The sequence below is a fragment of the Streptomyces sp. S3(2020) genome (assembly GCF_013044505.1).
Lineage (GTDB): Bacteria > Actinomycetota > Actinomycetes > Streptomycetales > Streptomycetaceae > Streptomyces.
The window spans coordinates 106,093-117,974 of sequence record NZ_JABERD010000003.1 but is presented as its reverse complement, the minus strand read 5'-3'; the positions used below and the strand labels follow the sequence as shown (position 1 = coordinate 117,974).

7 protein-coding genes are annotated in these 11,882 nt (G+C 68.7%); all 7 read right to left on the bottom strand.

From position 1 onward, the window contains the following. Positions 1-2: 2 nt before the first annotated feature. Positions 3-1,220 (bottom strand): Gfo/Idh/MocA family oxidoreductase, encoded by a 1,218-nt coding sequence (locus HLK59_RS02275; RefSeq protein WP_171139450.1) that lies wholly within the window; start codon positions 1,218-1,220, stop codon positions 3-5. A gap of 18 nt (positions 1,221-1,238) precedes the next feature. Beyond that, entirely contained in the window at positions 1,239-2,009 is a 771-nt protein-coding gene (locus HLK59_RS02270) for an aldolase/citrate lyase family protein (protein ID WP_171139449.1), read from the bottom strand. Beyond that, a complete protein-coding gene (gene iolD, locus HLK59_RS02265; RefSeq protein WP_171139448.1) occupies positions 2,006-3,970 on the bottom strand; it encodes a 3D-(3,5/4)-trihydroxycyclohexane-1,2-dione acylhydrolase (decyclizing) in 1,965 nt (654 codons plus the stop codon). Before iolD ends, HLK59_RS02270 begins: the two co-directional genes overlap by 4 nt. Before the next feature lie 43 nt (positions 3,971-4,013). Continuing rightward, positions 4,014-5,456 carry an aldehyde dehydrogenase family protein gene (locus HLK59_RS02260; RefSeq protein ID WP_206326681.1) on the bottom strand — a complete coding sequence of 481 codons (1,443 nt, stop codon included), beginning with the start codon at positions 5,454-5,456 and terminating at the stop codon, positions 4,014-4,016. A 1,002-nt stretch (positions 5,457-6,458) separates the two neighbouring features. After that, positions 6,459-7,409 (bottom strand): aldo/keto reductase, encoded by a 951-nt coding sequence (locus HLK59_RS02255; protein WP_346779626.1) that lies wholly within the window; start codon positions 7,407-7,409, stop codon positions 6,459-6,461. A 187-nt stretch (positions 7,410-7,596) separates the two neighbouring features. Continuing rightward, a complete protein-coding gene (locus HLK59_RS02250) occupies positions 7,597-9,276 on the bottom strand; it encodes a family 43 glycosylhydrolase (protein ID WP_206326679.1) in 1,680 nt (559 codons plus the stop codon). Positions 9,277-9,440: 164 nt separating this feature from the next. Next, entirely contained in the window at positions 9,441-11,678 is a 2,238-nt protein-coding gene (locus HLK59_RS02245; protein WP_171139446.1) for a glycoside hydrolase family 3 C-terminal domain-containing protein, read from the bottom strand. Positions 11,679-11,882: the final 204 nt, after the last annotated feature.

The following is an 11,882-nucleotide window of genomic DNA, read 5'->3' as shown; positions in this document are numbered from 1 at the left end:
GATCAACTCCGTCCCGGATGACCAAAGTCGGCACCCGGAACCTTGGGCACCTGCCGCCAGGAGCCGCTCTCCGCGGAGGCCGCTGCCGCCGCGATCACCTCGGCCACGGCGTGCGCGTCCTCGATTGTCGAGTTGTGGTGCTCGATGCCGGCTACGGCGGCCAGGAACTTCTTGGCCTCTATGACCTTCAGGTCGTCGTAGCCCATACTGTTGCCCGGTCCGGGCTGGAAGTTGGCGTAGTCGCCCATGTGCCCGTTGCCGAGGACGGTGGTGTAGCCCTGGTGAGGCCCGCTGCGGTCGAGGGCGACGCGCAGCTCGTTCATTCGCTCGAAGTTCCAGGTGACCGAGCCGTCGGTGCCGTATATCTCGAAGCCGATGCCGCACTGTGGGCCCACGATGACGCGGGACGCCTCCAGGGTGCCGACGGCACCGCCGCTGAAGCGCACCAAGGCCGCTGTGTAGTCGTCGTTCTCGACGGTGGCCATCTCGCCGTCCTCGATCACCGCGAAGTGCGTGCCCGAGCCCATGGGCAGGATCGGGCGCTCGGTGTAGACGGTGCTGGTGAGCGCGGAGACCTCGTTGATCGGGGCGACGACGTAGCTGACAAGGTCCACGACATGGCTCATCAGGTCGCCGAGCGCTCCGTGCCCGGCCAGGTCCCGCTTGAAGCGCCAGGAAAGGGCGCCCTTGGGTTCGGAGGCGTAGCCGGAGAAGAAGGTGGCGCGCACGTTGGTGACACGCCCAATCCTGCCCTCGGCGATCAGCTGGCGGGCCCGCTCGACGGCGGGGGCGTGCCGGTAGTTGTAGCCGATGGAGGTGACGACTCCGGCTGCGCGGGCCGCGGCGGCGACCTCGGCGGTCTCCTCGGCGCTGCGTCCGACCGGCTTCTCGATCCAGAACGGCTTTCCGGCCTTGGCGGCGGCGATGCCGATCTCGTGGTGAAGGAGGTTGGGCGCGCAGATCGAGACGACCTCGACGTCCGGGTCGTCGAGGACGGCTCGGTAGTCGGTGCCGGCCTTCTCGTAGCCGAGGACGTCACGGGCGTATGCCGCGCGGTCTTCGGCCGTGTCCGCAGCGTGGACGAGGCGGGGCTTGATGCCCAGCTCGGGGTAGACGGAGGGCAGTGCCTGGTAGGCGCGACTGTGCAGCTTGCCCATCCAGCCGACGCTGATCAGACCGACGCCTGTCTCACGTGCGGCGCCAGGGGTGGTGGGGGTCATCGATGTCTCCTGATGGTGCTAGGCCCGGGCCTCGCCGAGCGCGGCGGACAGGGCGGCTGCGAGCAGGGTGGAGTCGGAGCCGATGGCGATGAACGTCCAGCCCTCGGCACGTTTGGCGGCCGCGGCCGCACCGTCGGGGACAAGGAGACCGCAGGCCTTGCCGTGGTCGGCGGCGGCCTTGCGGACACGCTCCAGTGCCTCCCGGTAGACCGGGGCCGTGAACTCGCCGGGCACGCCGAGGTCGTGGCTGAGGTCGCGGGGGCCGACGAACAGCACGTCGACGCCGTCGAGCGCCGCGATGGCCTCGACCTCCACCAGGGCACTCGCCGACTCGATCTGGACCACGCCGAGGATCTCGCCCTCACGGTCCAGTGCTGCGGAGTCGAGCCCGAAGCGGCACGCGCGGTTGTAGGTGGCCACGCCCCGATCCCCCGCGGGCGGGTACCTCAAGTGCCTTATCGCGTCGCGGACTTCGTCCGCCGTGTCGAGGCGAGGCAGCATGATCCCAGCGGCGCCCAGGTCGAGGGCTCGGCCGATACGGATGCGAGCCACGGACTCGACGCGTACGACGGTCGGAACACCGTAGGCAGCCGCGGTCGGGACGGTGGTACGGACCTGTTCCTCTCCCCCGGCACCGTGTTCGAGGTCGAGCAGCAGCCAGTCGGTTCCGGCGGCGGCACACACCTCGGCCGCGACCGGAGAAGCGGTGCCGACGAAGGTGCCCAGGGTTGCGTTGCCGGCGAGGAGGCGCCTGCGCAGGCCGCCGTGGTCCAGGGGCGAGCGGTTCATCCGTACCACCTCTGGGACGCCAGGCCCTGTTCGTACTCGCCGCGCAGCTGGGCCACGGTCTCCTGTTCGGAGACTTCGGCCGGGGCCACGTCCCACCACACCCCGGCGCCGGGCAGGTCGGCGTGCGGGATCACGGGGACGACCAGGACGACGGGACCGTCGTGGTAGCGGGTCTCGGCGAGGGCGGCACGCACCTCGTCGACGGTGGTGGCGCGAAGCGCGCGGGCGCCGAGGCCCGCCGCGATCTGCACCAGGTCGACCTGAAGGTAGTCGCCCTCCAGACGGGCGGGCTTGCCGGAGCCGATCTCCAGACTGCCGTCGCGGTAGCGGAACTCGTTGCCGAACTCCCTTCCGTTGCGGCCCATTTGGAGGCGGTGGATGACCTGGTATCCGTGGTTCTCCGGGATCACAATGGTGACCGGGAGCTTCTCCTGCGCGGCCGTGACCAGTTCGGTCGGCGCCATGAGGAAGGTGCCGTCGCCGAGCAGGGACAGCACCCGCTTCGACGTATCGGGCTCGGCGAGGCGGACGCCGATCGCTGCGGGCAGCTCGTAGCCCATGCAGGAAAAGCCGAACTCCAGGTGCGCGAAGCGGCCTTCGGTGGCGTCCCACACCTTCTGCAGGTCACCGGGCGGGCCGCCGGCGGCGGCGATGATGGTGTCGCCGAACTGCGCGTGTTGCTGGAGCAGGCCGATCAGCTGCCCCTGGGTGAGGGCCGCGTCGGTGTCGCGGACGACGTCGGAGTCGTCGGGCAGTGACGCGAAGTCAAAGGCGGTCTCCGGGTCGAGGACGGCGGCCCGCTGTGCCTGCCACTGCTCGTCCAGGACACGCGCCTGCTCCTGCCAGGACGGCGAGATGGTGGTGCCGATCGCGCGTACGGCGGCGGTCAGCGCCGCCAAGGCCCGCTTGGCGTCGGCCACAATGGCGGTGGCGCCGAGGCGGTCCGCATCGTGGACATTGACGTTGATGCTCGCGAAGCGCACGTCCGGGTTGTGGAAGATGGAGTGCGAGGCGGTGGCGAAGTCCGTCAGCCGGGAGCCCACGGTGAGCACGAAGTCGGCTTCCCGGGCGAGAGCGTTCACCGCAGGGGTGCCTTCGAGACCGATGCCGCCGAGCTGCCACCAGGCGCGGCGCTGAACCGCGCCCTTGCCCGCGAAGGTCTCGGAGACGGGAACGCCCGCCGCCTCGGCGAGGTCCTCAAGTTCTTTGGTGGCACCGGAGTACACGACACCGCCACCGGCGATGATCAGCGGTTTCTCGGCCTCGGCGAGCATCTGTGCCACCGCGGCGACCTCGTCGGCGTCCGGCGCCGGACGGCGGATGCTCCAGTCGCGCTCGGCGAAGAACTCCACCGGGAAGTCGTAGGCGTGGGACTGGATGTCCTGCGGGAGGGAGACGACGACCGCGCCGGTGTCCACGTCGGTGAGCGCCCGCATCGCGGCGGGCAGCGCGGTCAGCAGCTGCTCGGGCCGCGTGATGCGGTCGAAGAAACGGGAGACGGGCCGGAACGCGTCGTTCACCGTGGTGTCGGCCTCGATCGGGTGCTGCAGCTGCTGGAGTACGGGTCCCTGATGACGGGTCGCGTACGTGTCGCCCGGCAGCAGCAGGACGGGCAGTCGGTTGACGGTGGCCAGGCCCGCGCCGGTCACCATGTTCAGGGCACCTGGGCCGATGGAGGCAGTGACGGCCAGGGTGGCGTGCCTGCGCGTCGCCTTGCCGTAGGCGGTCGCGATGTGGACAAGTGCCTGCTCGTTGCGGCCCTGGATGAAGGGGAGTTGGTCGCTGAGCTGGTCGAGGGCCTGGCCGAGCCCGGCCACGTTGCCATGGCCGAAGATGCCCAGCGCGGCTGGAATGAGGCGGCGGCGATGGCCGTCGGCCACGGAGTACTGCCGGGAGAGATAGGTGACGACGGCCTGGGCGACGGTGAGGCGCACCGTGCGCTGTTGCGTCCGGTCAGTCATGAGTCGGCTCCTGATCGGGGCTTGTACGAGAGGGGCAACAGGATCACCAGGGACGGCCGTGCAGGATGACCGTCTTGACCTCGGTCATCTCGCTGACCGCAGCCCGGGGGCCCTCCTTGCCGTAACCGCTGCCCTTCAGGCCGCCGTACGGCATCAGGTCGGCGCGCCACAGCGGCGTCCAGTTGATGTGGACGGAACCGGCGTCGATCTCCCGGATGGCCCGTACCGCTCCGGCGATGTCGGCGGTGAAGATGCCGGCGCCGAGGCCGTAGGCGGTGCCGTTGGCCTGCGCGATGGCGGACTCCCAGTCCTCCGCCACGCTGACGGCGACCGCGGGACCGAACAACTCCTGCTGGCTGAACGGGGATTCAGGGGCGACGTCAGCGACCACTGCGGGCTGCACCACCGCTCCGTCGCGCGAACCGCCGGTCAGGACGCGGGCCCCGTCCGCACCGGCCTGGGCGATGGCCCGTTCGACGCGCTCCGCCTCCGCCGTGGTGATGAGAGCGCCCATGGTCGTATCCGGGGAGGAGGGGTCGCCGGTGCGGATGGCCTCGACCTTGGGGACGAGAGCGTCCAGGAAGTCACCGGTGACGGCGGGGTGGGTGATCACTCGCTGGACGGAGATGCACACCTGTCCGGCGTTCACGTATCCACCGGCGGCGACGGCACTCGCGGCGGCCTCGATGTCGGCGTCCGGCAGCACGATGACGGGGCAGGAGGCGCCCAGCTCCAGGGACAGCTTCTTCACTCCGGCGACGCGGGAGATGTGTTCTCCGGTGGCTGTCGAGCCGGTGAAGGAGATCTTCCGGACTCGGGGGTCGGTGACAAGGGCGTCGCCGAGCACCGCCCCGGAGCCGACGAGCACCGAGAGCACGCCTTCCGGCAGGCCCGCGTCCACGAAGCACCCGGCCAGTTCAAGGGCGGTCAGCGGGGTGCTGGTGGCCGGCTTCAGGATGACCGCATTGCCGGCGGCCAGGGCCGGGGCGAGCTTGTGCAGGACCAGCAGCGCCGGGTAGTTGAACGGCGTGATGGCCACGACGATCCCGCAGGGCTGGCGCAGGGTGAAGCCGACCTTGTCCTGCCCGGTGCCTCGGTTGGCGTCGAGCGGGAGCGTCTCACCGTAGAGCTGTGTTCCCTCGAAGGCTGCCAGCCGGATCAGGTCGCCGGAACGGGACGCCTCGCCGGTGGCCTCCGTGATGGTCTTGCCGGACTCCGCGCTGATGGTCTGGGCGGTCTTCGAGGCCCGCTCGTCGGCGAGTTCTGCGGCGCGCAGCAGAATACGCATCCGTTCATGGGCGGGCGTACGGCGCCAGACCGCCGCGCCGCGCTCCGCCGCCGCGAGGGCAGCCTCGACGTCCTCCGTTCCGGCGAGCGCCACGGTGCCGGCCGTCGAACCGTCGAACGGTGACCTGACCTCCCGGATCTGTCCGGTTCCCTTGGCCGACTGCCACCGGCTGCCGATCAGCAACTCCACAGGCGCCATTGCCCTCTCCCTTCAGCAAGCCGTCAGAACACGGCCGTGGCGCGCCTCAAAGGGTGCGGCACGGCCGACGGCAAGGCCGTTTACGTGCTCGCAACGCTAGGTCCACGCCGAGGGATTGATGAAGCCCTTGAATCAATCATTTGGCCATCAAAGAGGACATCTTTTTTCCATCATCATGAGCGAGGGCGTACTTCCTCCACGGCCAGTCATGGACACGGCTCACGGAGAGGTTCCGCTCCATCGCCTTCATCGGTCCCGACGCCATGGGAGGCCTCCTGGCGGCCAACCTCCTCCTGGCCTTCACGAAGAGGTCACGGGCCACAACCGCAGTCGTCGCAACGGTCGACCGTCCTGTCTCGGCCGGTGGTCCCGCAGCGGGACCACAGCGGAGGGCTTCGCCGAGGTCGTAGTTGGCGATGACGGCGTGCTCCAGCGCACCCGGCCCAGGGCGCCGCTCATCGACATGAGCACGGTCATCCCGCGTCCGGCCGCCGAGCTCACCGCCGTGGGCCAGGAGTGGGGAAGTGTGCGTCCTGGATGCTCTGAATCTCCAGCGGTGACGTGGGTACGGCCGAAGCCACGCTGCCAGTCCTCGGCGGGGGACTCTGCCGTCTGGAACGCAGGAAGGAGAACAGCTCAGCCGAGACTTCAGCCTCGGCTTCAGCATCGACCTGTAGGACAGGGACCTGGGCGACGTCACGGACACCGCCCGTGACGTCGCCGTGGACCTGCACGTCGGCTCCTTGGACGCCCGACTCCTCATGTCCTGCCGTGCCAACGGTGACCGCGGAGCGCGGCACGCCTCCCCGGTGACACGCACATCCGGCCTCGAAGGCCGACGCAATGGAGGCCGTGGTGAACGCGGATGCGCCCGCACCATGCCCGAGGCCACCCGCACCGGCAACCGGCCTGGAACGCGTCCCGTGCCCCCGTCTCGATCACCGGGCTGTCCCCTGGCTGCTTGAACGCTACGGATCCCCCACCCCGTATCCGATTCACCCGTTACTGGTTCAGTTGAGGGCTGACCCCCGATGTCCAGTTGTCAGCCATGTACTCTCGTTCGCCGGTCACGGTGACGGCGTCGAGGCGTGCGATGTCGTCCGCGGTGAGTACCACGTTGACTGCCTGGGCGTTCTGCTCGAGGTAGGCGATGCGGCGAGTGCCTGGGATCGGGACGACGTCGGGCGCCTTGGCCAGCAGCCACGCCAGCGACACCTGTCCGGGCGTGGCCTCGTGGGCTTCCGCTATATCCCGCACGACGTCGAGAGTGGTGAGATTCTTGTCCAGCGTGCCTTCGGCGTATTGGGGCATGGTGCGTCGCCAGTCGTTTTCGGAAAGGTCGTTGCGCGAGGTGATGGTCCCGGTCAGCGCGCCACGGCCGAGCGGACTGTAGGGGACGACGCTGATGCCGAGTTCCTGGGCCAGCGGGAAGATCTCGGTTTCGATGTCACGCGCCCACAGCGACCATTCCGTCTCCACCGCCGTGATCGGGTGCACGGCATGCGCCCGGCGGATCGTGTCCGGGGCAGCCTCGGACAGCCCGAGGTAGCGCACCTTGCCCTGGGAGACGAGTTCGGCCATGGCGCCGACGGTCTCCTCGATCGGCAGATCGGGATCGACACGGTGCAGGTAGTACAGGTCGACGTAGTCGGTCTTCAGAAGAGTGAGGGAACGTTCGATGCGTTCACGCATGTAGGCGGGCGAGCCGTTCATGACGGGGGGATTCCCGCCCATCGGCGGAGCCACGATGCCGAACTTGGTGGCAAGAACGACCGACTCTCGGCGCCCCGTCAACGCACGGCCGAGTACCTCCTCGCTGTCACCGTAGAGATCGGCGGTGTCGAGCAGGGTGACACCGAGATCCAGCGCCCGTCCGATCAGGTCCACGGGCGACTCGGTGCCGGCGGCCGACTGGTCGTAGGCACCGGCGTAGCCCATGGCACCGAAGCCCACGGCTCCGACTGCGAGGCGCCCGCCGAGGGTGCGACTCGGAATGCTCATTCTGTGTCCTTCGTTGGTTGGGGGCGTGCCGCGGTGCCGTTGGCCGGGACCGATCAAGCATGCGTGCGGTACCTGCCCCACCGGTGTTGCTATCCCCTGATGGGGGGCTGGGTAGCCAGGCGTGTGGCCGCGCGGGTCTTCAGGTGATCTTCAGGACTGGGCCCGGGGTGACTCCGTTCTCGTTGAAGGAGTCGACCGCGACCCAGTAGTCGCGTCCCGCGTTCAGGCTTCGCAGATCGAGGTCGTTCTGCTCGTAGAGCAGCCAGCTGTGATACAGCTTGCCGGGCGCAATGCCGTAGCGGACGTTGTACCCCTGGGCCGTCTCACAGGGGTCCCACTCGATCGTTGCCGTGAGGTCGTCGACGCGCTTCGCTCGCGTGGTGGTGGCTGAGGGTGCTGCTCCGTCGCCGATACCGAAAACGCGGAGTCCGCTGACCGAGAATGGTCCGTCGAACGGCATTCTGCCGGCTGTGACTCTTACGAATCGAGTTCGTCGTGCGGGGTCAAGCACCACGAATGCGTGCGGAGAGTCTTCGCCCGAACCTCGATTGTCCGCGACAGCATGCCATTCCTGGCCGTCTGACGAGAGTTCGATTAGGACCTCGGTCGGCTGGGGATCCGGGTAGATCGCTCTCCAGGCTCCGTTGCCCTGCTCACCGTCGGTCCTCGCCGGGGCGTGACGCGTCAGGTCCTGGTCGGCGAGATTGAGTTGAATCGCTGCAACGGTGCGTTCTTCGCCGAGATCGGTCTGGAGCCACTCACCGGGCTGCGAGGTTCCGGCGGTCCACCAGGTTCGGATGTCTTCGTTGACGGCGAGTCCGGGTTCGTGGCCCTCAGCGGACGAGGACGCTGTCGTCATGGTCCGGAACGACTGCAGCATCCACCCGGCGAAGGTGTCCGTCCACGGGTCGATACGCCGGTCGGGAACGAGCATCGGGTAGTCCCCGAAGTTCTGGTTGCAGAAAAGGACGCCGTCGGAGTCGAAACCGGCCGGGAACAGCCCGATGCGCCGCTCGAATTCGTGATGCACCGAGACACGCATGGTGGCGGCGTGCCACCAATTGCCGTGTTCGTCCTGGAAGGTGCTGCCGTGACCGGCTCCGGTGGCGAAGCCTCCCGGCTTGGAGGAGAAGGGGCTGTTGGGCGAGTACGCGAACGGTCCGAGCGGTGAGGGTCCTGTGTAGTACCCGTTTGCGTACGTGTTCCATTCCGTGCCTGGTGCGGCGTACTGGAGGTAGTACGTGTCGTTGTGCCGTGTCATCCACGCGCCTTCGACGAACGGGGAGTCGCCGAGGTACTGGGCGATGATTTTCGCCCGCTCCGTGGTGGGCTCGGCCTTGACGTGGTTCTCCCCGATCCTCTCCCAGCCGTGACGGTCGGGAGCGCCGCTGATTAGGGGGACCGGTTCGCCTGCCTTGTCCAGTGTCCTCGGGTCGAGGCGGACGCCGGTGATGGGTTCCTTGTTCGAACAGCCCCAGTACAGGTAGAGGGCGCCGTCATCGTCCTGGAAAAGGTGCGGGTCCCAGAACGGGAACCCTGGGTTCACCAGGGTGAAGTCGTCCGCGAGTGGTGCCTCACTGCGGAAGATCGGGCTGTCCGTCAGTCGGGAAGCCGCGAAGTACAGGACTCCGTCGATCTCGCGCGCGTGGGGTGCGTAGTCGAGCGCGGGCAGTTTCTGGGTCGCGCGGTACTCCCAGGTGATCAGGTCCGTCGAGTGCCAGAACCCCGCCGACATCGAGGCGAAAAGGTAGAACCGGCCCCGGTACCAGACGATGGCGGGGTCAGCCGCCTCTCGATGCACGGTCCGCTCCGCGCCCATGGGGCGCACGTCCTGATAGCGGTACGGAAGATTGAGCGGGTTGCAGACGGCTGCTTTTGTACGGGAGCGGGGGCCGGAGGTCATAAGAGGGATGTGCCCTTTCTTGCGTTGATGGCAGGCCGGAGACAGGGGCGGGATGCGCGCAGGGCGCGTTCTCGCGGTGCTCAGGTCCCTGCGCCGGGGCTGTCGAGCAGCGACACGAGCCAGTCACCGTCGATCGCACCGCCGCTCAGGTTGAGGATCTGGTTCATCGGCAGCGAAGCCACCATGCGCATCTCGTCGCTGTCGTCACCGGGTTCCGGGCCGCCCTGCGCGATGAGCGGCATCAGACGGCCCCTGAGTGGGGGCCCCGCCACGGGATGCGCGAGCCATTCGCCGACGTCCGACTGCAACGACAGAGTCGGTGGGATGCCGTCACCGTCAAGGTGGACGAGCTGCTCGCGGAGAACTGTGGAGGCGTTCTCCCCGACCTGGACCGTGTAGGCACCGCCCGGGACGACCCACCGCGCAAGCGGGAGATCCCAGTACGCGAACGCCCGCCGGTCCAGGGAGAGCCGGACGGTCCTGGTCTCCGCTGGTTCGAGGTGCACCTTGGCGAACGCCGCGAGAGTGCGCTCCGGGCGCCGGACCGGGCCGACGCCGGTGGAGACGTACAGCTGCACCACGTACTTGCCGGCTCGGGCACCGGTGTTGGTGACCGTGGCTACCGCCGTCGCCTCGGCCGGTCCGTCGACCTGTACCCGCAGCTGGGAAACTTCGAAGTCGGTATAACTCAGGCCGTGTCCGAACGGATAACGGACCGGGGAGCCGACCGTCTCGTAGTGGCGGTAGCCGACCATCACCCCTTCCCCGTAGCGGACATGTCCCTGCTCGCCCGGGAAGGACAGATAGGTCGGCGTGTCCTGGAGGCGGTGCGGGATCGTCTCCGCGAGCCGGCCGGAGGGGTTGGCCGCACCGAAGAGGAGAGCGGCGATCGCCGCGCCGCCGCCCTGGCCCAGGAGGAACCCCTCCAGGATCGCGTCTACGTCGTCGTGCCACTCACCGAGCGAGACCACCCCTCCGTTCGCGAGCACGACCACGGTCCGCGGAGCGGCTGCGGCGACCCCTTTGATCAACTCAACCTGTGCGGGCGGGAGTTCGAGACGTTCACGGTCGAGACCCTCGGTCTCCTCGACCTCCGGATTACCCGCGAAGACGACGACCACCTCGGCCTCGGTCGCGGCACGCACCGCAGCCTCGAGCAGAGCGCCGCCGTCCTCACCATGAGTGTCGAAGCCCCGCGCGTACGTGACCTCGGCCCCGCACGCAGCCGCGTGGGTCTCGATGAACTCCAGCGGGACGTCGACACAAGTCGCGTTCACGTGCGAGCTGCCACCGCCCTGGTACCGGGGCGTGGTCGCGAACTCTCCGACCACGAGGAGGGAGGATGGCCGGTCGAGCGGGAGTGTGCCGCGCTCGTTCTTCAGGAGGACCGCGCATTCAGCCGCGAGCTCGCGGGCCAGCTCATGATGGGCGTCCAGGTCCACGGCGGCCGGTCGGCGGCCGGCCGCCCCGACAAGTGCGAGCACGCGCTGCGCGGCACGGTCCACTGCCGACTCCTCGACATGGCCGGCCTGTACGGCTTCGACCAGCGCCTGCGTCGCATGATGGCCAGGTCCCGGCATGGACAGATCCAGACCGGCGTTCAACGCCGCGGGACGTGAGCGCACGGCGCCCCAGTCAGAGATCACCGCGCCGGAGTACCCCCATTCGTCTCGGAGTACCTGCGTAAGAAGCCAGTGGTTCTCCGAGGCCTGAACGCCGTTGACGCTGTTGTACGAGCACATGACCGTGGCCGGTTCGGCCTCCGTGACGACGCGTTCGAAGGCAGCCAGATGGATCTCCCGGAGCGTTCGTTCGTCGACGTCGGCGCTGATGACCATGCGCTCGGTCTCCTGGTCGTTGGCCGCGAAGTGCTTCAACGACGCCCCGACGCCACCGGCCTGAAGAGCTCTCACGTAGGCGGTGGCCAGCACCCCGGACAGGAGCGGGTCCTCCGAGTAGTACTCGAAGTTGCGGCCGCCGAGCGGGGAGCGCTTGATGTTCACGCCGGGTCCGAGCAGGACGTCCACTCCCAGCGCCCGGGCCTCCTCGGCGAGAGCGGCGCCGATCTTCGCCGCCACGTCCTCGCTCCAGCTCGATCCCACCGCGACAGCGGGCGGGAAACACGTCGCCGGTTCGCTGTGGTGCAGACCCAGATGATCGGTGCCGTGCTTCTGCCGCCGGACACCATGTGGACCGTCGGCGAGCACGATCGCCTCGATGCCTTCCTCGGGGAGAGCCTCGGTGGACCAGAAGCCACCGCCGGTCAGCAACGACGCCTTCTGTTCGAGCGACAGGGACTGCGGGGCTACTTTCTGCATGTGATGTCCTTCTGTGCCGGACCGGGCGGGGTCCACGGTGAGGGGTGGCGGGCAGCTGTCGCGACGGAAACGCGGCGGGCGTCCGTGCGCGTCAGCGAAAGGGGACGGCGCGCGAGATGACGAGGCCGCCGATGGCTCCGTCCGAGAACGGCATGGGCGCCCAGTGGGACCGTCAGGGGGTCGGGCCGGTCCCCCGGAGGGACC